We start from the raw sequence: 23,760 nt of genomic DNA, 5'->3' as shown, positions 1-23,760 counted from the left end.
TCGCCTTCGGTGATGGTGCCTTTCGCGGTTTTCATTGCTTTTTTGTTTCCATCGTTCACTGAGACCAAAGGGATAATACCGCGGCAGAGATTCCGCCATTGTCAGCGGCCATGAAAAGAGAGATGTTGTTATCCGTCCGCCGCTTGTGAGAGTTTGTTGGCGTGACCCTATTTGAGTCGCTGTGCCTGAATAGCCGTGTTTGAGCTGCCATGGCAAAGTTGCGGTAAACCAAATTAATAAACCAGATGCAGGGAGTAAGCGTGATGGCGGAGCAGGTAGCCGGAATGTTGGGATTGGTGGGCGTCCTGTCGCTCTTGTGTCAGTGGCTTGGCTGGCGTATGCGGCTACCGGCAATCCTGCCATTATTGCTGTGTGGCTTACTGCTGGGCCCGGGACTTGGCGTGATCCACCCGGAGCAGTTGCTGGGGGATTTACTGTTTCCCCTTATCTCGCTGGGGGTGGCCATTATTCTGTTTGAAGGAGCACTGACCCTTAATTTCAAGGAAATCCGCGAACACGGTCGAATGGTTATCCATCTGGTGTCTGTGGGGGCGTTGGTGACCTGGGCCGTTATCGCGCTGGCTTGCCGTTATCTGATGGGGTTCGCCTGGGAACTGGCCATTCTGTTTGGTGCTTTGGTGGTGGTCACCGGGCCAACCGTGATAGTACCTATGCTGCGCAGCGTTAAACCCAGTGCCAAACTGGGCAGTATATTGCGCTGGGAAGGGATAGTGATCGATCCCATTGGGGCGCTGCTGGCGGTATTGGTGTACGAATATGTGATTGCCACCAATGATCCCGCCGCTCATGTGCTGCAGGCGCTGGGACTGACGTTGCTGGTGGGGCTGGGACTGGGCGCTGTCAGTGGCTGGCTGCTTGGACTCATTCTCAAACGCCGTTGGTTGCCGCACTATTTGCGCAATACTGCGGTGCTGACATTGATGCTCGGTGTGTTTGTGCTGTCCAACGCCATGGAAGAGGAATCAGGATTACTGACAGTCACTGTGATGGGCATCTGGCTTGCCAACGTCAAAGATCTCGATATCAGCGATATTATTGAGTTTAAAGAAACTCTCACTGTTCTGATGATTTCCGCGCTGTTTATCCTGTTGGCCGCCAGACTGAACTCCGCCGCTGTGATGGCATTGGGCTGGGGCAGTGTTGGGGTGTTGCTGGTGGTTTTGTTTATCGCCAGACCACTGAGCATCTGGATATGTGGACTTGGCACATCCCTCAGTCGCAATGAAAAGTGGTTTCTCAGTTGGATGGCACCGCGGGGGATTGTGGCGGCTGCGGTATCGTCGCTGTTTGCCATCAAATTACAGGAAAAGGGATTTGCCGGTGCCGAGCTGATTGTGCCTTTGGTGTTTGTGGTGATTATCGGCACCGTGGTGCTGCAAAGTCTGACCGCATCAAGTTGGGCGCGCTGGCTTGGGGTACAAATGGATGCGCCTCAGGGGGTGCTGATCTTTGGTGCATCGGCATTCAGCAGGGAGTTTGCCAGGGCTTTGCAGAATCTTGGATTCAAGGTGCTGCTGTCGGATACCAACTGGGACAATATCCGGCTCGCCCGTATGGATAATCTGCCGGTGTACTTCGGTAATCCGGCGTCTGAACATGCGGAAAACACGCTGGATCTGACCGGGATCGGCCGGGCGTTGGTGATTTCCCCATACCGCAAACTTAATCCACTGGTGAATTTTTACTATCAGGATGTATTCGGTGAAAGCAAGGTACTGGGACTGAATAATTTTGAGTCCGGCAGCGCCAGAATGCAGATGTCTGAATCCTATCGACAACGGCTGTCACTGTTTGCCGATGGTATTTCTTACGCGAAAATTGCCAGCCAAATGTCCCGTGGCGGTAAAGTGAAATCCACCGTGCTGACCGAAAATTTTACGCTGACGGATCTGCAGTCCCGATATCCTTCTGGCTTTGTACCGCTGGCCTGGTGTAAAGAAGGGAAACTGTATATAGCAACATCGGCTACAGAGCTTGCACAAAGTGGCTATGAACTGGTGTATCTGATCCTGGCGGAGGAGGCGGGCAAAGCTGAAACCAGCTCTGAGACGGCAGATACCGGTGCCGAGCTGGCTTAAACGGTACTTGGCAGACCGTTGTTATCCCATCGTCGTGGGTCATCAATGCGCTTGTTCACCGGCTGTAATTAATGGCTATGGGCCCCTGTGATTAACTGACGTTACTCAGGGGCTTATTCAGATGCATTCGCTCCATCATAAATTTGATATAACGGGTCAGATCGTATTCGCAGTCCTGAATGATGTGCTCGGCGCCGGCACAGCGGATACCTTCGTATACCAGAGGAACCAGGGTAATGTTATGGCTTTTGAGCTGAATGGAGACACACTGCAGCTGAGTGGCAAACCGGTGCAGTGCAATATCCGACAGACAATGGGCAATGCCCATATGCCGCCACTGGGTTTTGACATACAAATGGATCATGTGCAGGCACAGGGCGATTTCATCGCTGCCAGAGCTTCCCTCTATAGTTTCCCATTGATTTAGAATCGAAAAGGTAAAACAGATATAGCCGATAGGAGAAGCGGGATGCGCTTCTTCTGATGCAATAAACAAGTAGGAGCAACGTCGTCCATTGGGCTCCAGTCCGAAATGCATGTTGGCGCAGCTTTCTATGGCTTCCCGGTGCACCGGATCAGGCTCTGAATCCAGCAGGCTCATCAAGGCTGTGTTGTTTTTGGGGTGACTGTCGGCTTCGTACAATACAATGTTGGGCATGCAGTCACAGGCTAGCCAATGTCGGTGATGCCTGCCCAATACTCTGAAATTTTCATTGGTAATACTCTGAATGAAGCCATCATCAGCAAACTGGTGGGCCATACTAAAGTCATCCAGAAGTTGTAACTGCTCGAAAATTCTGGATTTTCTGGTTTCCTGTGCGTTGGTCATTGGAATTCCTCAACCCGCTCAATGCCATAAATTCAACTATAGCCCCAGCTGTGGTGGTTTTCCTGTCGATCATCAGGCTCTGATCTCTGTGGGTTATCTGTGCTGTGATGGATGAAAAATGCAGGCTGTCTGAGGCGGGTGAGCAAAGATAGCGCTGTTTTTGAGGAGGGGACTCACGCAGGCTGATGATTTTTACCGGTATCGCGCCTGCACGCTGTTATCCACGAGGGGCACAACCTCAAAAAGAAAGCCCCCTGATGGGGGCTTTGCTCGAAAACAATTCCAGTTATGCGGCGCGATGGGCCGGAGTGTCCTGTCCGGTCGCGGCTCTCAGTGCTGCCGGTTCGAAATCATCCACATTGATGGATTTCATGCGGCCAATTTCAGCCCGCTCCAGCAGAGCGATTTCATGCTCACTGAGGACTCCCAGGGCACGGCCTTCGGCAGCGACTTTGTCGAGCCACATGAAGGGCAACCTCTTGCCACTGGCCTTACAGACTTTGTCGTACAAAGGCTCACTGGCCAGAATATCCAGCAGGGTTTGTTCTTGAATGCCCACAGCATTATTGTCACAGGCGGTGAAGAACTGACCTTTGCCCAAGCGGTCTCTGGCCTCACAAGGGGTTTGCATAATCTTGGCGACCTTGTGATCCAGCATATCGCTGGGGCGCTTGAGTGGACGCCCCAGCGGCAGGATCACCAGACGCAGCACCGTACCCAGTCCCATGGGGAAGTTGTCCAAGAGCTCATCCAGCGAAGATTGCAGTTTATGCAGTGAATCTTCCACTGCCCATTGCAGCAGCGGCAGATCCTGCTGCTGACGGCCTTCATCGTTAAACCGCTTGAGGGTCGCAGACGCCAGATACAGCTGTGACAACATGTCGCCCAGACGGGCAGAGATGCGCTCTTTACGCTTGAGGTTGCCGCCCAGAGTGGCCATCGCCAGATCGCTCAGCAACGCCAGATTGGCACTGAAGCGATTCATCTGCTGATAGTAACGGCGGGTTTTGTCATGGTACGGCGCGTTGGAGAACCGGGCACCGGTCAGACCCAGCCAGAAACTGCGCACCAAATTGGAGGTGGTAAAACCAATGTGGCCAAACAGGGCTTTGTCGAAATTCATCAGGCCTGTGTGGGGATTGGTATCAAACGCTGCTTCCATCTCGGCCAGCACGTAAGGATGGCAGCGGATGGCACCCTGACCATAGATGATCATGGAGCGGGTGAGAATGTTGGCACCCTCCACAGTAATGGCAATCGGGGCAGCCTGGTAGCCGCGGCCCAGATAGTTGTTGGGGCCCAGACACACGCCTTTGCCGCCGTGAATATCCATGGCATCAATCACACATTTCTGCATGCGATCGGTCAGATGATATTTTACGATGGCCGAGATCACAGAAGGCTTCTCGCCCAGGTCAATACCTGTGGTGGTGAGCGAGGTGACGGCATCCATCAGATAGGCGTTACCGCCGATGCGTGCCATGGGCTCTTCGATACCTTCCAGCTTACCGATGGGCAGTTTGAACTGGCGACGGATACGGGCATAGGCGCCGGTCGCCAGCGCAGCAGTTTTGATACCACCGGCAGAGTTGGAGGGCAGGGTGATGCCACGGCCAACAGACAAGCACTCTACCAGCATACGCCAGCCTTGACCGGCCATTTCCGGGCCACCGATGATGAAGCTCAAAGGTACAAACACTTCGTTGCCGCGTGTTGGCCCGTTCTGGAACATACAGTTGAGCGGGAAGTGACGGCGACCGGTTTCCACGCCTTCGACATCGGTGGGAATGAGCGCGCAGGTGATGCCAAGCTCTTCCTTGTCACCCAGCAAACGCTCAGGATCTTTGAGCTTGAATGCCAGTCCAAGCACGGTTGCCACCGGCGCCAGGGTGATATAACGCTTGTTCCAGGTCAGTTTCATCCCCAGCACTTCTTCACCCTGCCACTGGCCTTTGCAAACTACGCCAAAATCAGGGATAGCACCGGCGTCTGAGCCAGCTTCCGGACTGGTCAGCGCAAAACAGGGGATCTCCAGACCTTTGGCCAGGCGGGGCAGGTAGTAATTTTGCTGCTCGGGGGTTCCATAGTGCTGCAGCAGTTCGCCTGGGCCCAGAGAGTTGGGAACGCCAACCGTGGATGCCAGTTCGCTGGACACGCCTGCCAGTTTTTGCAGCACCCGTGACTGGGCATAGGCAGAAAATTCCAGACCACCGAATTTCTTCTTGATGATCATGGCAAAGAAACCATGCTCTTTCAGGTATTGCCACACTTCGGCCGGCAGATCGGCCAGTTCATGGGAGACCTGATGCTGATTGACCATCTTGCACACTTCTTCCACCGGGCCGTCGATGAAGGCCTGCTCTTCAGCGCTCAGACGGGGAGCTGAGTAGTTGTGCAATTTTTTCCAGTTGGGATTGCCCGAGAACAGATCGGCATCCCACCAAGTGGTGCCGGCTTCAATGGCTTCTTTTTCGGTGGAAGACATTTCGGGCATGATGCCACGATACAGCTTCAGCAGCGGGCGGGTGATAACGGTCTGACGGAATTGAGTCAGATTCAGCGGCAGGGCGAGCGCAGCGAAGATTAACCAGGCGAAGAAGCCTGTTACATCCAGCGTTGACCCCACCACCATTACAATGGCGGCTGCAATGGTTGCGGTGAGCAGTGATACCCGCAGGTATGCACTGGCTCCCAATACCACCAGCATCGCCAGGATCCAAATTAGGCTTGTCACGGTAATTCTCCTTAATCTCAGTGATAAGGTGTCAACTGGACACCCTGCACAGGCGGCGTTGTTGCCAGCCTGATAACAAGTATAGTTTCTGGTCAGACCTGTGTATCGAGTAAGTTAAACTTTCACTCTTGTGATCACAAGTGGTTTTCAAACAATTGTTTTAATTTCTCCCGCTGCAGGCTTGCTTTCTAATTCCTGGTCAAATGATTACAATCCCACAAAAATCAGCATGAATTATTGTAGGTGCAGCCTATGTGTGAGTTATTGGCGATGAGTGCCAATGTGCCCACGGATATAGTGTTCAGTTTTACCGGTTTGGCTGAGCGCGGCGGCAGAACCGGGCCCCATGTGGATGGCTGGGGTATTACCTTTTATGAAGGTAAAGGCAGCCGGACATTCAAAGATGCCAATCCCAGCTGCGAGTCGGCCATTGCCTCGTTGATAAAGTCTTACCCCATCAAGAGTGAAGTGGTGGTAAGCCATATTCGTCAGGCCAACCGGGGTGAAGTTAATCTGGTCAATACTCATCCTTTTAGTCGTGAGCTATGGGGGCGTTACTGGACCTATGCCCATAATGGACAACTTTCTGATTACGAAGATAAGTTTGTCGCCCGGCGGTTTCAGCCGGTGGGCAATACCGACAGTGAAATGGCATTTTGCTGGCTGTTGCAGCGGCTGGCTGACAAATTCGGTGATACCCCGCCTGCACAGATGAATGAGGTGTTTGCGTATGTGGCGAGTCTGGCGGATGAAATAAGGAAACTGGGGGTATTCAACATGCTGCTGACTGACGGCGAATACCTGATGAGTTACTGCAGTAATAACCTGTGTTTCATTACCCGCAGGGCGCCCTTTGGTAAAGCCAGACTGATCGATACCGATGTGGTGATCGATTTCGATGAAGAAACCACCCCGGATGATGTGGTGACCGTGATTGCTACACGACCGCTGACCAACAATGAACAGTGGAGCGTGTTGCAACCGGGTGACTGGCGATTATTCCGGCGAGGGGAGATCTGCGCCGGCAGTTGAGTCTTTGGCAGGCTCTTCAGCGTAGTGATAGTTCAGCAGTTGGATATCCAGCTGCTTGTCACCTTTCTCAAAGTGGGTCAGACGCACCGGCAGATAACTTAAATCCGGTGCCATCCAGAAGAAGGTTTGTCGCTTCTTTTTCGGATCCCGGATCACTTCTATTTTCACTGTGTCATACACGCCGCTGTCGAGTTTGACCCGCTCTTTACCCAGAATTCTGAACTGATAGTCGTCGATTTCATTGCTTTTAATCATGCTGTAATCCAGTGGCTCTTTGCCATTGGCGATATCCAGCCGGAATTGCAGTTGCACCATCAAAGGGTCGAACAGGGTATCGCTGTAGTCGTATTTACCTTTTTCATCTTTATAGCGGGTGTAGACATTACCCTGCTCGCGGGCAAAGGCGGTCTGCTCCCGGAAATTGGGACCCGTGCCTTCTCGTTCCTGCATATAGCGGATGGGCAGGAGTTTGTCGGGTTGCTGCTTGTCCCGGGTAAATTCACTGTGCAGGTGACGCTCATCTGACAATACCAGCAGACTTAAAGCGCTGTCGAAGTAGTAGTTGTAGACGCCGGTATCGGTCGGTGCATCCAGACGATAGCGCCCCTTACCCAACTCAATATCGCCGTAAAATACTTTGTATTCAGCGGTATGCGGAGTCAGTGGGGTTTGCGCCCAAACTTGCGGCGCGGTGAGAGACAGTGCCCACAATGCCAGACTTGAAATTCGTGCAGTCACAGACGACTCCTTCCATATTCGTTAAGTATTTGCCTAATAAGGCAATGCCATCAGCAGTGTCATCAAATCCGGCTGCCAGCCATACTTTGACAGATCAATCTTGCCTTGGTTCACTGTGACGCCTTCCTGGCGCAGTAAACTCATCTGTTCCCGCCACGGCAACGTATCCCGCGGAAAGGATATTTTTCCCTGACTGTTGATGACCCTGTGCCAGGGCAGTGCCAATGGTTCAGGTGCTTCTTTGAGCGCCCGGGAGACATAGCGTGCCCGACCGGGTAATCCCGCCAGATCGGCGACTTTACCGTAAGTGGATACATGACCTTCAGGTATCATGGCTACAATCTGCCAGATCCTCGCCTTGGGTGACAAGTTTTGCTGATTTTCCATTGGGTTATTTTTACCGATTAGGGTGATCGTTCCAAGTCTCTTGGATGTCAGCGGGTTTTAAGTAATAATGCCCGCGTTTTTTGTTAACCAGAGTATATGAGTGCATGGCTGTATTGGATATTTTACGGATTCCTGATGAACGTCTTAAACGCAAAGCCCAGCCGGTGGAGGACATTGGTGCTATTCAGGGATTTATCGATGATATGCTGGAAACCATGTACAGCACCAGCGATGGTATCGGTCTGGCGGCCACTCAGGTAGGCAGTTTGCATTCGGTGATCGTGATCGATCTGTCCGAAAACCGTGATCAGCCTACGGTCATCATCAATCCTGAGATCGTTGAGCAGGAAGGCGAGTACGAAGGCGAAGAGGGTTGTCTGTCTGTACCGGGTTACTATGCCAAGGTCAAACGTTTCCAGCGGGTGAAAGTGGTGTCAGTGGATCGCGAAGGTAAAGAGCAAATCTTTGATACCGACGAATTTCTTGCCATTGTGCTGCAGCATGAGATCGACCATCTGCAGGGCAAAATCTTTATTGAGCATCTGTCTTCACTGAAGCAGCAGATGGCGCTGAAGAAAGTGCGTAAATTCAAATAATTGAATTAAATTTGCGTTCCTGAACGGCATGTCGCGCAAGTGACATGCCGTTTGTTGTTTGGAGAATCCAGGTGAAATCATGGCTGAAAAACACCTTTGCGACCGAGTATGACAGACAGCTGGCTGCTGACTGCATCGGTGTCCTGGTATTGGCGCTGATTATCAGCCTTGTGGTAGCGACATTTCTGCTTCCCCGCCCTGAGATCCCAGGCCAAATAGCTATGCTGCTTGGCTCACTTCTCGCACTTATCTGTGTGTTTGCCACTGGCATGATTTGCCTGCTGGAAGTGGGGCGGCGCCTGTAATTGTTTGACCGATATTGATAGCTGTGTGTCGCAGACCGGGTTCAGTCCCGGTTTTTTGTGCTTGCTATTCAAACAATTGCCTGCTCTTTGTACATTCCTGCCCGGAAAAGATTGTCAGTGACGATAAATCACATATACTGTGTTTATATACAGTATATGTGTTTATGGTCATCCTATGTCTGCATACTCTCTCAATCAATTGCTGGAACGACAGGATCTGTGGCTGGGCCAGCAATGGCAACAGCTTGATAAGGCATCCGGATATTCCACCGGTTTTACTGAGCTTGATGCCATGCTGGCTGATGGCGGCTGGCCTGAGCAGGGGGTATGTCAGCTGTTTGTGGCGCATCCCGGACAGGGTGAAATGGGTCTGTTGATGCCATTGCTCAGACAACTGAGTGCTGCAGAGATGGGAGATAACAAACATATCTTGCTGGTGGGCGGTGAATTTCAACCCAGCAGCCAGTACCTGATACAACAGGGCGTCGACATTGAGCGTCTGCTGTGGGTCAACACTCAGGACAAGGCTCAGCAACTGTGGGCGCTGGAGCAGGGGATCTGCAGCGATGCCTGCCATCTGGTGATCGGCTGGGCTGAGAGCCTGTCGATCAGTCAGGCCCGTCGCTTGCAGCTGGCCTGTGAGAAACATGGCGTACTGACCATCCTGTTGATGCCATTGGCTCAGCAGCAGGAGCCTCATCCTGTGACCCTCAAACTATCCCTGACGCAAGTCGATCAGATGACGCCGGCAGAGCATGGCTCATCCGCGCAGCAGCTTAAGGTGCTTAAGCGTCGGGGTGGCTGGCCGGCGACCCCTCTGTGGCTGAAGCTGTTCTCCCCCCAACTGCAGCTGGCACTGCAAAGTCTTGGGTTGGATGGTGCTTCTGCTGATAGTGTGCCTCGTATCGCTCAGCTTGCGCTAGCCGGGCAGGCCGATATAGCGCCTCAGGTTACGATAGCTGAGCAACATACATCAGCGCAGGTTTCAGGCCAGCTGCTTCAGGGGCCCTGGTGTGCTGTAAATACGGTTCCAGCTGCGGTTGAGCAGAATATTTTCGGACTGCACCAGAGCTGATTGATATGTTGTGGTTGGCTGTTTACTTTCCCGGGTATCTGCTGCAATACCTGAAATCCCGTTTGGATCTCACAGATGATCCTCGTCCTTACGCCCTGCATAACGACAAAGGAGAGATCCTGCTGTGCGATGCCCGCGCGGCAATTGTCGGTGTTGAGCTGGGGCAGAGTGTGGCAACAGCCTGTTCCCTGTGCGGCGAGCTGCAGCTGCTGCCTTTCAATGAAACCTCTGCCAATGCCCCGGAGACAGGCTCTTCGGCGCAGGCGGTGGAGTGGCTGTGTCAGTGGAGTTACGATTTCAGCGCCCGGGTTGTACCTCTGGTGTGCAGTCCCTGGCTGGAAGCGGCTGCGACCGGCTCTCAGCGTAGCTATGCTCAGCGTACCCATGCTCAAGGTACCTATGCTCAAGGTACCTATGCTCAACTTACCCATACTCAACTTACCCATACTCAACATACGCGAGCTCAGCCTGCCAGTACTCGGTTGACCGGTGCATCAGCCAAATCCTTAATCAAGGCCAGCACTCAGGCGATATCCGGGCCGCTTGGGATAGATACAGTGGCGGATACTTTGCTGCTGGAAGTCGGCTCCATGGGCAATCTGTTTGGGGGGCTTGATGGTTTGATGGCGGCCTATAAACAGCGTGCCGCTGAGTACGGACTGGAGTGTGTGCTGGCGCTGGGGCATACGCGATTGAGCGCCGCGCTGCAAACCCGCCTGGAATGCTCATCTGGTGATTGTTCATCTGGGGATTGTTCGTCTGGGGATTGTTCGTCTTTGAATCGTTCAGCGGTGGACTCTTCATTGTTGGATTCTCCCGCTGTGAATTGCTCATCTGGCTCAGGTTGCCAGACGGGAGCCGATGGACGGGATAAACCCATGCTGAATGAGCAGATGCAGGATGGGCAGGTGCGGCAAAGCTCACCAAAGCAGAGCCTGAATGATGAGCTTGCCCGTCTGGCAAAGCTGGCGCTTAGCCATTACCCCCTTGATGCGGATGCGCTCTCGCGCCTTGCCGGCATGGGGATCACCACTTTGGGGCAGCTCAGGGCATTGCCGACAGCCGAGCTGGGAAAACGATTCGGCACCGCCTTATTGTTCAGTCTCAAGCGGCTGGATGCCAGCATGCCAGAGCCCTGTGACTACTATCAGTTGCCTCAGCAGTATCGGCGTGAGCTGAATCTGCTGCATGAGGTTGAGCAGTTTCAGGGCTTGCTCTTTCCTCTGGGACGGCTGTTTGCTGAGCTGGAAACCTATTTAAGGCAAAGACAGCTGGCTGTGCTCAATCTGACCCTGTACCTGAAATACCGCAATCGGGATACGCCACCTTTGGTGTTAACCCTGAATTATCCCTTTGCCGAGCACAGGGCCGATGGTCTGATGGCGCTGTGCCGGTTGCAGCTTGAGCGTCAGACCCTGTTTCAGCCGGTAACGGATATGGTGCTGGAGGCACTGCATTTTGTGGCGCCCGCCAGCATGAGTGCGGGTCAGTCCAGAGCGTTGGGGCGGGATGGCAAACAGGGGGAAATCCGTCGTCTGCAGGCTACTTTGCAGGCGCGTTTGGGGGATGCCTGCGTGCTGAAACTGACCGTGGCCGATGCGCATTTGCCTGAACGCGCCAATCGTGCGTTGCCTGCCACTCAGGCGGCAATGTCGCAATCCAACCCCCTGTCTTTACACGCCTGCCGTCCCTGTTGGCTACTGCCTGAGCCCCGTGAGCTTGCCGCAGATGATGTGACCTTGCTGAAAGGGCCTGAACGTATCGATGCGCCCTGGTGGGAAGAGCAGGCCGTCAGCCGGGATTACTATCTGGCCCGGCATCAAAACGGTGGCTACTGCTGGGTCTATCGCTCGGCTGAAGGATTGTTTCTGCAGGGGTGGTTTTGATGTATGCCGAGTTATATGCCCGCTCCAACTACAGCTTTCTTAAAGGGGCATCTCATCCCCATGAGTTGGTGGAGCAGGCTCACAAGCTGGGATATCAGGCGATCGCCCTGACTGATGAGTGCTCTTTTGCCGGCGTGGTTAAGGCCCATATGGCGGCCAAAGCCGGTGGCATCAAATTGATTGTCGGCGCCGAGTTCATTCTGCCGGAAGGCTGCTTTGTGCTGCTGGCGACCAACCGTAAAGCCTATGGTGAGATCAGCGCGCTTATCACCAAAAGCAGGCGCAGAGCGGAGAAGGGCAGTTATCAACTGACCCTGGATGATTTGCTTGAAGGTTTAACTCAACCTCTGCTGCTGTTTAAACCACCCTGGCCGGAGCCCGGGCAATTTGCTTTTGATAACCGGCAACAGGCCCTTGCTGACGGGCAGCCGCCCCTTGAACACTGGCAGCAGGCTCAGGCCCGATATCAGGCGGGGATTGAGGCAACCCTTGAGCGTATTGCGGATTATTGGCAGGGCCGCAGCTACTGGCTGATGAGCCGCAATCTGATCCCGGGCGAATCTGCAGTACTTAGCTTGTGGCAGCAGTTAGCCGACAGTTACCGGCTGCCATGTGTGGCCGTGGGCGATATTTTGATGCACAGCAAACAGCGGCAGATGCTGGCCGATGTGCTGGCCTGTATCCGTCACGGCTGCAGCTTGCAACAGGCGGGCAGCCGGGTGATGACCAACAGCGAGCGGGCACTCAAGCCGCTTGAGTCGCTGGAAAAGCGTTATCCGGCCCAGTGGCTGGCCAATACACTGGTCATCAGTGAGCGGTGCGATTTCAGTCTGGAAGAGCTTAAGTATGAATACCCGGCAGAAATTATCCCTGCAGGTTTGAGCGCCTCTGAATATCTGCGCCGTGAGGTTGAAGCCGGTGCCAGAAGGCGGTTTGGTGATGATGTGCCGGAAAAGGTGCGGCTTCAGTATGAGCGTGAGCTGGAGATCATCTGCGAGCTTGCCTACGAGTATTTCTTTCTGACTATTTACGACATAGTCCAGTTCGCCAAATCCCAGGGAATACTGCATCAGGGGCGGGGCAGCGCCGCTAACTCAGTGGTCTGCTTCTGTCTGGGGATCACTGAGGTCGATCCCACCAGGGTCAACATGTTGTTTGAGCGCTTTATCTCCAAAGAGCGGGATGAGCCGCCGGATATTGATGTCGACTTTGAGCATGAGCGGCGGGAAGAAGTCATCCAGTATATCTATGGCAAATACGGTCGGGAGCGGGCGGCGCTGGCAGCGACCGTGATCAGCTATCGATTCAAAAGCGCCATGGGTGATGTGGGCAAGGTGCTGGGGTTGAGTCAGGGGCGGATCACCCAGTTGATTAACGCTATCGACCGGCGGGATCCTGAATATTCCTATGTGACCCAGCTTTCCCGCCAGTCCATGCTGCCCACCGAGGGGCTGGGACGTTTTCTGTTGCAGCTGGTCAGCGAGCTTATCGGCTTTCCCCGTCATCTGTCCCAGCATGTGGGCGGTTTTATTATCTCCTCCGGGCCTTTGTCTGAGCTGGTACCGGTGGAAAATGCCGCCATGGTGGACCGCACTGTTATTCAGTGGGACAAGGACGATCTGGAAAGCCTTGGGCTGCTCAAGGTCGATGTGCTGGCATTGGGCATGTTGACCGCCATTCGCAAATGTTTTCACCTGCTGGATAAGCATGGTCCGGCGCCGGGACAAGCCTTAACCATAGGAGAGCGGCTGATAGAAAAAATGAGCCTGTCCGATGTGGTGTGGGAACTGCCAGAGGTCTATGAAATGCTCAGTCGCGCCGACAGCATTGGGGTATTTCAGGTGGAATCGCGGGCGCAGATGTCCATGCTGCCAAGGCTCAGACCTAGGAGCTATTACGATCTGGTGATCCAGATTGCCATTGTCCGCCCCGGGCCCATTCAGGGCGATATGGTGCATCCCTTTCTGCTTCGCCGGGATGGCAAAGAAAAAGTGAGCTACCCCAGCGAAGAGGTCAGGCATGTACTGGAACGCACTCTGGGTGTGCCTATCTTTCAGGAGCAGGTCATTCAGCTGGCTATGGTAGCAGCAGGTTTTACCGGCGGCGAGGCAGATCAGCTCAGGCGCGCCATGGCCGCCTGGAAACGTACTGGACAGCTGTTGCGATTTGAATCCAAGTTGCTTAATGGCATGGCTGAGCGTGGCTATAATCCTCAGTTTGCCCAGCAGGTGTTTAATCAGATCAAAGGCTTTGGTGAATACGGTTTTCCTGAATCCCATTCGGCCAGCTTTGCACTGCTGGCCTATGTGTCGGCCTGGCTTAAATACCATTATCCGGCGGCCTTTTGCTGCGCGCTGCTCAACAGTCACCCTATGGGGTTCTATTCGCCCTCCCAACTGGTGCAGGATGTGCGCCGTCATGGCGTGAAGGTCTTGCCCGTGTGTATTAACCACAGTCAGTGGGATCATTCACTGGAAGCTTATCAGGGCTGCTGGGCGATACGGCTGGGATTTCGGCAGGTGAAAGGCGTCAGCGGCAGAGGGATTGCAGCCCTGATCGATACCCGGCCCAAATCCGGTTTTTCCGGATTAAGTGCGGTCCGGGCGCTGCTGCCTGCCAATGAGCTGGAAGCGCTGGCGGATGCAGATGCCTTCGCCTGTCTTGGAGGCAATCGCCACCAGGTTCGCTGGGCGCTGTCTTCTGGCTGGCTTGGACTGCAACAGTCGTTACCTTTGTTTGAAGATAAGGGGCTGGATGACGCCGAAAATGAAGCGAATATTGCCATGCCTGTGCCCGGTGAAGTGCAATCCATGGTGGCTGACTTTGGCCGACTGGGCCTGTCTTTAGGACGTCATCCTATTGCCATACTCAGAGAGCAGGGCTTGCTTCAGGGCTGTCGCAGCGCCGCTGAGCTACATGAGTGTCGTCATGGACAGATTGCCACTGTGGTGGGAGTGGTTACCGGACGACAGCGGCCGGGCACCGCCTCCGGCGTGACCTTTATTACTCTGGAAGATGAAACCGGCAATACCAATGTGGTGGTGTGGCTGGCGACGGCCAGATCTCAGAGGCAGGCATATTTGCTGTCAAATATTTTGAAGGTGAGTGGAACCGTTGAAATTGAATCGGGTGTGGTGCATCTGGTGGCCGGAAAACTGGAGGATATGTCGGATACTGTGAAAAAATTGGATGTTAAATCACGGAATTTTCGTTGAAGGTGCTTTTTATGAAAGAAGGGGCGATGAAGGGAGTCAAACAACGGCATTGTACATCGCACATATAGTTCATATCGGCTAATTCAGCCGCAGCTCCCACCGCAACACTTTGTATTAGCGATTTATTTGCAATGGTTGCGGCTTGCTGTAACTATTGTCCTTGCTTAGCAAGGATGCGCTGATGCTATCGGGACGAAATTGTATTTCGGCCGTGCGGTAGCCATGGCAAAAAATGGCGGCTTATCCACGATGTTGTCGCCTATTTGTCTACCTAACCAACCTGTCCAATGGACTCACGGTACCGGCGTAATGCTCGCCCATAACATGGGTATATATCTGCGTTGTAGCCAGATCGTTGTGACCAAGTAACTCCTGGACAGTACGAATGTCGTAACCGGCTTGAAGTAAATGGGTTGCGAAGGAATGTCTGAAAGTATGACAGGTAACACGTTTAGCAATTCCGGCTTCTGCGACTGCAGGTTTGAGAGCTTTGCGGACAAGGCTTTCGTGCAAATGATGGCGACAAAGTACATTGGTTATGGGATGTCTGCATAGTACGTGGCTAGGAAACAGGAACATCCAACAAGGTTGACGAAACGCGTTTGGATACTTGCGGGAAAGCGCAGGTGGCAAGGACGGACCGACTGCAATGGCATTATCCTGAGTTTGAATATCAAGGGCTTGGTCTATTTGCTCAGTTAGCCAAGGTTCACAGGACTTTGGCAGAAGTGTTTGCCGATCCTTATTTGCTTTGCCATCTCGAACAGTAATCGACAATCGTTCTAAATCTATGTCTTGTAGACGGATTCTTAAGCACTCAGAAATTCGCAGGCCAGAACCATACAGGAGTTGGACAATTTTATAGGCATCTCCAGTTAACTTACTGATGACTTGATTAACTTCATTGCGGGTTAATACCGTGGGAAGTTGTCGTTGCTTGGTTGCCAATGAAAAGCTCATATCTCCCAAGTTCATCTGCAGATAAGTTTGGTAAAGGTAGGCAATGGCATTGAGCGCAACTTTTTGCGTGTTGACTGCTACGTGTCGTTCGACCGCGAGATGGGTGAGAAAGGCAATAATTTCAGCTTCTCCCATTTCAGTGGGGTGTCGTTTGTTGTGGAATAAGATAAAACGCCGCATCCAATGAAGATATGCTTTCTCTGTACGAAGGCTATACCCGCGTAAACGCATGCTATCGCGGACATCTTGTAAAAAATGCACTAGCCATAGGACACCTCATTCATAGGGTGGCACTGTTTTTTTATACAGCATTATCTCAAGTGATGGAAGCGTTTATCCTGTTTAGGTTGCTACAGCTTCACGGTTAATGAACAAAGCTGTGGTTAACCACATGATTCAAATGGAAATGATGAGTATCGTTATTGAATAAACGTGAATCACGGCAGTTAATAACAGGAATTGGTCGTTTTTCTGTAAAGTTATCGCGACAATGTAATCATATCTGTTTGAATTTTTTCAATTTTAACACGTCTCGATTTGCACAGGTAAAACTGATAAACGAGACGTCTCGTTATTAAAATGTTACACAGCAGGAGAATTTAGTTGATACCTGATGGAATAGAAAAGAAACATTTGGATCTAGCGGTTCAAGAAATTATTAGGGATGGAATTCCGGTTTCTAGAAAGTCTGTCCATTATGACTACCTGCATGGCAATAAACGCTATCCTCCAAAGTATGTCATTTCATTGGCTGCTAAATATGCTTTTGGGAATGAGCTTTCCTCTAATGATTTTAATGCCGTAAGGGCAAGAGACTACCTAAGACGTAGAGGCCATACGGTTATAGATCGCCGTGAAGGCACGCTAGATGTAATAGTCAGTGATGAGGATGAATCTTCATTCGCAGAAGGAAAAGAAAAATATCTCCTTCATCGTTCAAGGGAGCGAGACTCTAGTATTACAAGAAAGGCTAAGGCAGCAATACTCAAAGAAACTGGAGAATTATCCTGTGATATTTGTGAATTTGATTTTTATAAAAAATACGGAAAGCTGGGTTTGGGATTTATTGAGGTGCACCACAAGGTTCCAGTTTCCAGGCTTGATGGAAATACGAAAACAAAAATATCTGATTTGGCTTTAGTTTGCTCGAATTGTCATAGAATGCTGCATAGACAAAAAGAAACGATGGGCATCTCTGATTTAAAGAAAATAATCAAGTCCTATGAAGCTTCCGTATAACAAGCCGCTCAAATTCGTTCCGACCACAAAAGGCGTGGCCTTCACCGGACTCGCTAACGCTCGCCGTTTAGCGGGGCGTTAGCACTATCTTGAGGCATAAGCACACTAAAATAAAACTCGGAATCATGGAGTAAATAAATGTTTGATGTTATGGAACTTATTAATGAAGTTAAACAAAAAGAAGGAAAGCAGTCTCATTCCTTTTTTCCCTTTTTACAAGGCTCGCCATATTGTATTTTAGGTTGGGAAAAATACCGCCTGTTTAACGGCGAAATCAACAAATTTTTAAGTGAATTCAATAAAGAGTTTGACGTAAAAGTTTATGTTTACGAATACGAAGTTATTCACGTTGAAGATTTCTTCCTATGGGGATTCAGTTTTATTCAAGAGAACCCTGATAGAAGGGATAAACTGAGTGATATTTTGATAGATAAATTGATCGTTATATTCAGGAAGTACTTTTATTTTAAGGATGAATGCTTTTTTAATAATCATAGGGAGGGGTTTAATAATATTTTAGATCCGGATCTGATGAAGGTCTACATTGATTTGGTTGTATCATTTGAAAGAGAGGTTAACTTAACATATAACCCTCCAAAGACTAAGACATATAACAAGAGTGATTTTGATATGTCGGCATTTGATGAGCCAGTTAAAGTAATTGAATTTGTGAATATTATTAATGACTATATGGTTTTAAATTCAACAGAAGATCTGATTTATCGTTTTGCACCGGATGGTTACTTTTCTAATAAATTTCGTAGTAACAAGTACTTGAGAGAAGAGTTTGTTCCATTGCTGGAATTTATTAGGGCTAGAAAAATATCAGGAGAGGCTTATATAAAATTAGGTGTTCAAGAGGAAAATTATGACGCCAAGATTATTGATAAACAGAAAGAGTTAATCATAGAAATCACATTGGGTGCTCCCAAACATGACTACTTATACCAAACCGCAACCCAAAGTGATGGAGTTAGCGTTTTACCTTTAAAAGTGTTAGCACACTTAAAGAAAGAGATTGACTCATTAGCTGATCGTATAATCCTTTCAATTAAAAAAAGCATAACAAAAATTACGATGATGAACGTTTGTTGCTGGTAGTAGTGCAATCTGAATATACATATCAAAATGAGGCTCTTGTGGTTGATGAAGTGCTCAAAGAGGTTAGAGACTCTATTAGTCGCGGAAATTTCAAAGAAATTGTGCTGATGTTTGGTTCAAAATTATATACTTTATAGTCTGCAGTGCTGGCAGTTTATAGTGCTAACAAAGCATTTAAGAGTGATTCGCAACGCTTGGTAGTTTCGCTTCGCTCAAGTATAGCCAAGCGTCGCTCACACCTTAATGCCGCGTTATGCCGTGTATGATAAAGCCTGATTTTGTCGCAGGGCGTCTTGCTCGGTATGGACACACCCATCATAACCTAATCATTTTATTCAACTATTTTCTTTATTTATGATTTCCTGTATTAAATGATGGCGTAAACCCGAGGAGGTCAACATCACTTTGGTCACTTGGAGATTTGCTGAGTTCAGTTTGGCAGTGGTTTATGCCGCCACGCTGATGATTCACTCGCTGCGTTGCCAACTTTAGAGCGTTTGCACGGCATCCAGTTCGGTTTATTCAGACAAATAGCGGTACAATGGTCGCACTGAATAAACTAAACATTTTCATGAATATCCCAATTAAAAATATCACCGATGCGGAGATTTCCTGCTCAAACTGTGAAGCCTGTTGTTGTCGTTTAGAAGTCATGATTATTACGGACACGGGTTTCCCCCCGGCAGCATATCGCCTTGGATAAGTGGGGAAGTGAGACCATGCGGCGGTTAGATGATGGCTGGTGCTCTGCACTCGACAGAGACACCGCCATGTGCATCATTTATGAGAACCGTCCCTAGATCTGCCGTGAGTTTGAAATGGGCTCTGCTGAGTGCCGTGCCGAAAGAAGCAATATGTAACCCAGTGTCACTATGGCGGCCATTCTTGTCGTGTGACTGTCATGTTTCGGGACTGTCGTGGATTATGTCACTTTGCCAGATACAATCATCTGTTTCATGTCAGTCCGACCTTAATCTAAGAATCAATTTCAATGAAGTTAATCCTGCTGACCCATGAACGTGAGTATGAAAGAGTCACCAACACCGGGGTATTGGTGAGTCGGCGATACCCTGAGTTATCCTCTCGGGTGTTGTGGCAACGCAAGCAACCCAATGCGCACTTGATTGAACTGATAGACGCTGGACGGGTAGGGCTGCTGTATCCCTCGTCGGATGCCAATGTGATTCAGGTACCCGCCTTTGCTGAGGGAGATAACGACGGACTTGCGTTGGCCTCAGTAGTTTCTGGTGGCCAGGAGTCTGCACTACCCGAGGTGATGATTCTGCTGGATGCCACCTGGCAGGAAGCGGCCAAGATGTATCGCCAAAGCGCCTATCTGCAAGCACTGCCTGCCTTCGTACTTGAGCATGAGATGCAATCGGCCTACGTCAGACGCCGCAATCAGAAAGCGGGTGGACTCTGTACTCTGGAGTGTGCTGCAGCACTGCTTACCTGTGCCGGGGAACTGGATAAGGCGCAGTGCTTGCTTGAGGACTTAGAAGCTCACAATCAAAGACAGTTTGATACATATGTCTAATACCCCAGTCTGAACCCTCATTAGTCACCTGAATCACAACCAATAAAAAACGCGCCGATGGGCGCGTTTTTTTATGATTCACGATTTGTTTAATCGCTTAATCGTCGCTGACGCAACAATTAGAAGTTGGCGCTGCGTGGTGCACGTGGGAAGGCGATAACATCACGGATGTTAGACACGCCGGTCACGTAAGATACCAGACGCTCGAAGCCCAGACCGAAACCTGAGTGAGGCACTGTGCCGTAACGACGCAGATCGCGGTACCACCAGTAGTCTTCTTTGGACAGGTCCATCTCTTCCAGACGGGCATCCAGTACATCCAGACGCTCTTCACGCTGGGAGCCACCGATGATTTCACCAATGCCAGGTGCCAGAACGTCCATGGCCGCTACTGTCTTGCCATCGTCGTTGAGGCGCATGTAGAAGGCTTTGATATCTTTTGGATAGTTCTTCACCACCACTGGGGCTTTGAAGTGCTCTTCGGCCAGGTAGCGCTCGTGCTCTGACTGCAGATCGATACCCCACTCAACCGGGAATTCGAAGGTTTTGCCACAGGTCTTGAGGATTTCAACAGCGTCAGTGTAATCCACCTGAGCAAAGTCGCTGCTGACGAAGCTTTCCAGACGCTCAATGACCGTCTTGTCGACGCGCTGGGCGAAGAATTCCAGATCGTCACGGCGCTCTGCCAGTACGGCATTAAAGGCGTACTTCAGCATCTCTTCTGCCAGTTTGGCGACATCGTTAAGCGTGGCAAAAGCGACTTCAGGTTCAACCATCCAGAACTCAGCCAGGTGACGGCTGGTGTTGGAGTTTTCGGCACGGAAGGTCGGGCCAAAGGTGTACACCTTGGACAGGGCACAGGCATAGGTTTCAGCGTTCAGCTGACCGGAAACGGTCAGGAAGGCTTCTTTACCGAAGAAGTCCTTGTCATAGTCCACTGTGCCTTTGTCGGTACGTGGCAGGTTTTCCATGTCCAGGGTGGATACACGGAACATTTCACCGGCGCCTTCACAGTCAGAGGCAGTGATCAGCGGGGTAGATACCCAGATGAAGCCCTGCTCGTGATAGAAGCGGTGAATGGCCTGAGACAGACAGTTACGCACACGGGCCACGGCACCAATGATGTTGGTACGTGGACGCAGGTGAGCCAGCTCGCGCAGGTGCTCAATAGAGTGGCGCTTGGCCGCCATTGGGTAGGTGTCTGGATCATCAACCCAGCCGGCTACCTTAACGTCGGTAACCTGCAGCTCGAATGCCTGACCGGCACCTGGAGACTCCACCACATTGCCTGTCATTTCAACAGAGCAACCGGCAGTCAGCTTGAGCACTTCGTTCTGATAATTTTCCAGATTATTGGGTACAACACCTTGAATGGCATCAAAACAGGAACCGTCATAAACGGCCAGGAAGGAAATACCCGCCTTGGAATCGCGACGGGTACGAACCCAACCGCGCACAGTGACTTGCGAACCAACCGCAAACTCACCTTTGAATACAGAAGCGACAGATGCAATGCTCATTGTTGCTCAGCTCTCCAACAAAATGTCTTAGCAAAAAATTTGGAGGTTTATATTACCTTTCCGGTGGCTTTTCTCAAGCGCAAAAAGCCGCTGCTGCGTGCTTATTGCGGCGATATCCAAAGAAAATGCAAAAATTGCCGTGAAAAAACCGAATGAATTGATATTTGGCAAAAAACTCAGGTTCAGTGGGATGCCATTTGACGGCAGAGCTGGTCGATCATGGCGGCGGTGGCCCCCCAGATAAATTTATCCTGCCAGGGAATGAAACACAGCTCCATGGCATGGCCTTTACGCTTGAAGGTTTTCAGATGCCGATTGGCCGGATTGAGCAAAAATCGCCAGGGCACGGTAAAACACTCGGCCACTTCACCCGGATCGACCACAGGCTCGAATGGCCCACTCACCAACCCGATGACTGGGGTGATGGCAAAACCTGTGATGGTGTGGTGCACAGGTAACTTGCCCAGCACTTCAACCTGACTGGCGGGCAGGGCAATCTCTTCGGTGGCTTCCCGCAGGGCGGTGGCGGTGAGGGATATATCCTGCTGATCACGCTTGCCACCGGGGAAACTGATCTGCCCCGGATGAGCATTAAGGTGACTGGCTCGGCGGGTCAGAATAAGCTGCAATTCGCTACTGTTGCTATACGCAAAATTGCTATGCACGGAATTGCCCAGCGTATTGCCACGCTGAGCAGTATTAAGCTGAGGCATATTGAGCTGAGACTGATTGCTCTGAGGCAGATTGCGTGATGAAGCTGGGGGCAGGTTATTGCCCACAGGTGGCTGCCACAAGGAGATCAGCACCGCGGCCTGTCTTTCATGGCCTGCGCCCGCCAGACCATGATGTTTGGCCTGACGCTGCACCATAAAACGGGTTCTGAATTCCTGTGCGTTCACCTGATCTCACCTGATTGAGGACTATTGTTTCAGTATGGGCAGGATCCGACTGACTTTGTCAAAAGATTCCTGATATTCGGCATCTGCCTGAGAGTCGGCGACTATGCCGCCACCGGCCCAGCAGTAGAGTTTGCCACGTTCGGCAACCAGGGTGCGGATGGTAATACTGGTGTCCATCTTGCCGTCGCGACTGATATAGCCCATCGAGCCGCAGTACAGATTACGCCTTGAGGGCTCCAGCTCTTCGATGATCTGCATGGCGCGAATTTTCGGGGCGCCTGTAATAGAACCGCCGGGAAATGCGGCTTTGAGCAGATCGGTGGCGCTGGCGCCGTCAGCCAAACTGGCAGTTATTGTGCTAACCAGATGATGCACCGCCGGAAAACTTTCCACCTCAAACAGCTTGGGCACCCGCACGGAACCCGGCGCGGCGACTTTGCCTATGTCGTTACGCAGCAGATCCACAATCATCAGGTTTTCTGCTCTGTCCTTGGGGGAGTTGGCCAATGTTTGCGCCGCCTTGGCATCAAGTTCAGGATCTTTTGCTCTGGGCAAAGTGCCTTTGATGGGTTTGGTTTCGATTTGCCCTTCGTCGAGCTTGATAAAGCGCTCCGGTGAAATCGATAAAATCGCCTGTTGCGGCAACCGCATAAAGGCGGAGAAAGGCGCCCGGTTGGCGTGGCGCAAGCGGCAATAGGCCTGCCATTCATCGCCCTGGTATTGGCACTCGAAGCGCTGGGTCAGGTTGATCTGGTAGCAATCGCCGCTGTGCAGATATTGCTGAATTTGTTCAAACCGGCTGAGGTAGTCGGCTTTACTCATTTGCTGCTGCCACTGGCCACTGAGCTCAAAGTATGTCGCCTTGGGTGGCTGGGATTGCAATCTGGTCTGCAAGCGTTGCAGGGTTTGCTCCAGCGCCTCAGCGCCGCGGGCATGTACCAGCGTCCAGTGGCTCTGGATGGCGCCTTTGCTGGCACCGTTGCTTGCGTCATCAGCATCATTCTGAACATAGGTACGGATCAGCGCCCACTCGTAAAAACCGATATTTAAATCCGGCAGCTCAATATCCGCGCAGGCTATTGCAGGCAGGTTTTCGATACTGCGCCCCAGGTCATAGCCAAACGCGCCCAGTGCACCGCCGGAAAAAGGCAGCGGACAAGGGCGGGTGTCCGGAAACCAGCGCTGCAACAGAGAATTGATTAATTTGAATGGATCTTCGTCATTGGATTCAATAACTTGTGATTCAACAACTTGCCCTTTGACGATTTCCAGTTTATTAATGCCATGACTGTGGGTAAGCGTGGCTATTGGCGACGCACAGATGATGTCATAACGGGCATCGGCATGCGGTGCATCGGCACTGTCAAGCAGCACGGCCCAGGGTTCGTGGGCAAAATGGGCAAACAGGGACTCGGTGTCAATTGACCAGTCCAGCTGATGCCAGGCGGGGATGGAAGATACGACAGGATTCATTGTTTTTCGTGATTGTGGTTCTGAAACGAGCAAAATAGTATCATATCCCGCGGCGACAGACCTCAGGGTTTCAATGATTTACAAGCAGTCTGAGCAGGTTTGCGGCAATCTTGCTGTACAGACTGCTTGTGAATC

18 protein-coding genes and 1 pseudogene are annotated in these 23,760 nt (G+C 51.4%); 11 read left to right on the top strand and 8 right to left on the bottom strand.

Annotated elements, in window-relative coordinates:
- The first annotated feature begins 263 nt into the window (after nucleotides 1–263).
- Entirely contained in the window at nucleotides 264–2,099 is a 1,836-nt protein-coding gene (locus ACRRUX_RS03040) for a cation:proton antiporter (protein ID WP_432527056.1), read from the top strand.
- 91 nt (nucleotides 2,100–2,190) lie between these two features.
- Here the strand turns inward: ACRRUX_RS03040 and ACRRUX_RS03035 are convergent, their stop codons facing one another.
- Complete coding sequence (locus tag ACRRUX_RS03035) at nucleotides 2,191–2,928, bottom strand: hypothetical protein (protein ID WP_432527054.1); 738 nt, start codon at nucleotides 2,926–2,928, stop codon at nucleotides 2,191–2,193.
- A gap of 286 nt (nucleotides 2,929–3,214) precedes the next feature.
- Nucleotides 3,215–5,662 (bottom strand): acyl-CoA dehydrogenase FadE, encoded by a 2,448-nt coding sequence (fadE, locus tag ACRRUX_RS03030; protein WP_432527052.1) that lies wholly within the window; start codon nucleotides 5,660–5,662, stop codon nucleotides 3,215–3,217.
- 252 nt (nucleotides 5,663–5,914) lie between these two features.
- On the opposite strand from fadE, the gene ACRRUX_RS03025 reads away from it, so the two are divergent.
- Entirely contained in the window at nucleotides 5,915–6,694 is a 780-nt protein-coding gene (locus tag ACRRUX_RS03025; protein ID WP_432527050.1) for a class II glutamine amidotransferase, read from the top strand.
- On the opposite strand, the gene ACRRUX_RS03020 is transcribed toward ACRRUX_RS03025, so the two are convergent.
- Both ACRRUX_RS03020 and ACRRUX_RS03015 read right to left on the bottom strand, forming a co-directional pair.
- On the bottom strand, nucleotides 6,659–7,420 hold the full coding sequence (locus ACRRUX_RS03020) for a DUF3108 domain-containing protein (protein WP_432527321.1): 762 nt from the start codon (nucleotides 7,418–7,420) through the stop codon (nucleotides 6,659–6,661). The genes ACRRUX_RS03025 and ACRRUX_RS03020 overlap by 36 nt on opposite strands.
- A 45-nt stretch (nucleotides 7,421–7,465) precedes the next feature.
- The gene (locus ACRRUX_RS03015) at nucleotides 7,466–7,819 is read right to left on the bottom strand and encodes an MGMT family protein (protein WP_432527048.1); all 354 of its coding nucleotides are present in this window, start codon (nucleotides 7,817–7,819) and stop codon (nucleotides 7,466–7,468) included.
- A 104-nt stretch (nucleotides 7,820–7,923) separates the two neighbouring features.
- Here ACRRUX_RS03015 and def point away from each other — a divergent pair, with 104 nt between their 5' ends.
- From def to ACRRUX_RS02990, 5 genes are all read left to right on the top strand, one after another.
- On the top strand, nucleotides 7,924–8,415 hold the full coding sequence (gene def / locus ACRRUX_RS03010; RefSeq protein ID WP_432527046.1) for a peptide deformylase: 492 nt from the start codon (nucleotides 7,924–7,926) through the stop codon (nucleotides 8,413–8,415).
- Between the two features lie 71 nt (nucleotides 8,416–8,486).
- Nucleotides 8,487–8,720 carry a hypothetical protein gene (locus ACRRUX_RS03005; protein ID WP_432527044.1) on the top strand — a complete coding sequence of 78 codons (234 nt, stop codon included), beginning with the start codon at nucleotides 8,487–8,489 and terminating at the stop codon, nucleotides 8,718–8,720.
- Between the two features lie 175 nt (nucleotides 8,721–8,895).
- Nucleotides 8,896–9,795, top strand: a complete 900-nt coding sequence (gene imuA, locus ACRRUX_RS03000) for a translesion DNA synthesis-associated protein ImuA (RefSeq protein ID WP_432527042.1) — start codon at nucleotides 8,896–8,898, stop codon at nucleotides 9,793–9,795.
- 5 nt (nucleotides 9,796–9,800) lie between these two features.
- Nucleotides 9,801–11,681 carry a Y-family DNA polymerase gene (locus ACRRUX_RS02995; protein ID WP_432527040.1) on the top strand — a complete coding sequence of 627 codons (1,881 nt, stop codon included), beginning with the start codon at nucleotides 9,801–9,803 and terminating at the stop codon, nucleotides 11,679–11,681.
- The gene (locus tag ACRRUX_RS02990; RefSeq protein ID WP_432527038.1) at nucleotides 11,681–14,896 is read left to right on the top strand and encodes an error-prone DNA polymerase; all 3,216 of its coding nucleotides are present in this window, start codon (nucleotides 11,681–11,683) and stop codon (nucleotides 14,894–14,896) included. Before ACRRUX_RS02995 ends, ACRRUX_RS02990 begins: the two co-directional genes overlap by 1 nt.
- Before the next feature lie 267 nt (nucleotides 14,897–15,163).
- Here the strand turns inward: ACRRUX_RS02990 and ACRRUX_RS02985 are convergent, their stop codons facing one another.
- Entirely contained in the window at nucleotides 15,164–16,117 is a 954-nt protein-coding gene (locus ACRRUX_RS02985; protein ID WP_432527036.1) for an integron integrase, read from the bottom strand.
- Between the two features lie 342 nt (nucleotides 16,118–16,459).
- On the opposite strand from ACRRUX_RS02985, the gene ACRRUX_RS02980 reads away from it, so the two are divergent.
- The 4 genes and pseudogenes from ACRRUX_RS02980 (at nucleotide 16,460) to ACRRUX_RS02965 (ending at nucleotide 19,733) form a co-directional block, all read left to right on the top strand.
- Entirely contained in the window at nucleotides 16,460–17,095 is a 636-nt protein-coding gene (locus ACRRUX_RS02980) for an HNH endonuclease (protein ID WP_432527034.1), read from the top strand.
- Nucleotides 17,096–17,233: 138 nt separating this feature from the next.
- Complete coding sequence (locus ACRRUX_RS02975) at nucleotides 17,234–18,196, top strand: hypothetical protein (RefSeq protein ID WP_432527032.1); 963 nt, start codon at nucleotides 17,234–17,236, stop codon at nucleotides 18,194–18,196.
- A gap of 571 nt (nucleotides 18,197–18,767) precedes the next feature.
- Nucleotides 18,768–18,996: pseudogene (locus tag ACRRUX_RS02970) on the top strand (YkgJ family cysteine cluster protein).
- Between the two features lie 191 nt (nucleotides 18,997–19,187).
- Nucleotides 19,188–19,733, top strand: coding sequence for a tRNA-uridine aminocarboxypropyltransferase (locus ACRRUX_RS02965; RefSeq protein WP_432527030.1), 546 nt, complete (start codon nucleotides 19,188–19,190; stop codon nucleotides 19,731–19,733).
- Nucleotides 19,734–19,852: 119 nt separating this feature from the next.
- Here ACRRUX_RS02965 and asnS read toward each other — a convergent pair whose 3' ends face one another.
- The 3 genes from asnS to pabB all read right to left on the bottom strand — a co-directional run bounded on the left by asnS (nucleotide 19,853) and on the right by pabB (nucleotide 23,625).
- Nucleotides 19,853–21,253, bottom strand: a complete 1,401-nt coding sequence (gene asnS / locus ACRRUX_RS02960) for an asparagine--tRNA ligase (RefSeq protein WP_432527028.1) — start codon at nucleotides 21,251–21,253, stop codon at nucleotides 19,853–19,855.
- A 182-nt stretch (nucleotides 21,254–21,435) separates the two neighbouring features.
- On the bottom strand, nucleotides 21,436–22,152 hold the full coding sequence (locus ACRRUX_RS02955; protein WP_432527026.1) for a CoA pyrophosphatase: 717 nt from the start codon (nucleotides 22,150–22,152) through the stop codon (nucleotides 21,436–21,438).
- 21 nt (nucleotides 22,153–22,173) lie between these two features.
- Nucleotides 22,174–23,625: an aminodeoxychorismate synthase component I gene (pabB, locus tag ACRRUX_RS02950; protein ID WP_432527024.1), complete on the bottom strand. Its 1,452-nt coding sequence runs from the start codon at nucleotides 23,623–23,625 to the stop codon at nucleotides 22,174–22,176.
- Between the last annotated feature and the right edge of the window lie 135 nt (nucleotides 23,626–23,760).

Source organism: Shewanella sp. GXUN23E (assembly GCF_050865035.1).
Lineage (GTDB): Bacteria > Pseudomonadota > Gammaproteobacteria > Enterobacterales > Shewanellaceae > Shewanella.
Note: the sequence above shows the minus strand (reverse complement) of the source record. Positions and strands in the feature narration are given on the sequence as shown.

Bases quoted from the DNA above. Each gene is read 5' to 3' on its own strand.
- ACRRUX_RS02995 (WP_432527040.1), top strand. From the start codon at position 9,801: ATGTTGTGGTTGGCTGTTTACTTTCCCGGGTATCTGCTGCAATACCTG.
- ACRRUX_RS02990 (WP_432527038.1), top strand. From the start codon at position 11,681: ATGTATGCCGAGTTATATGCCCGCTCCAACTACAGCTTTCTTAAAGGG.
- asnS (WP_432527028.1), bottom strand. From the start codon at position 21,253: ATGAGCATTGCATCTGTCGCTTCTGTATTCAAAGGTGAGTTTGCGGTT.
- pabB (WP_432527024.1), bottom strand. From the start codon at position 23,625: ATGAATCCTGTCGTATCTTCCATCCCCGCCTGGCATCAGCTGGACTGG.
- ACRRUX_RS02965 (WP_432527030.1), top strand. From the start codon at position 19,188: ATGAAGTTAATCCTGCTGACCCATGAACGTGAGTATGAAAGAGTCACC.
- def (WP_432527046.1), top strand. From the start codon at position 7,924: ATGGCTGTATTGGATATTTTACGGATTCCTGATGAACGTCTTAAACGC.
- ACRRUX_RS03025 (WP_432527050.1), top strand. From the start codon at position 5,915: ATGTGTGAGTTATTGGCGATGAGTGCCAATGTGCCCACGGATATAGTG.
- ACRRUX_RS03035 (WP_432527054.1), bottom strand. From the start codon at position 2,928: ATGACCAACGCACAGGAAACCAGAAAATCCAGAATTTTCGAGCAGTTA.
- ACRRUX_RS02975 (WP_432527032.1), top strand. From the start codon at position 17,234: ATGTTTGATGTTATGGAACTTATTAATGAAGTTAAACAAAAAGAAGGA.
- imuA (WP_432527042.1), top strand. From the start codon at position 8,896: ATGTCTGCATACTCTCTCAATCAATTGCTGGAACGACAGGATCTGTGG.
- ACRRUX_RS03040 (WP_432527056.1), top strand. From the start codon at position 264: ATGGCGGAGCAGGTAGCCGGAATGTTGGGATTGGTGGGCGTCCTGTCG.
- ACRRUX_RS03015 (WP_432527048.1), bottom strand. From the start codon at position 7,819: ATGGAAAATCAGCAAAACTTGTCACCCAAGGCGAGGATCTGGCAGATT.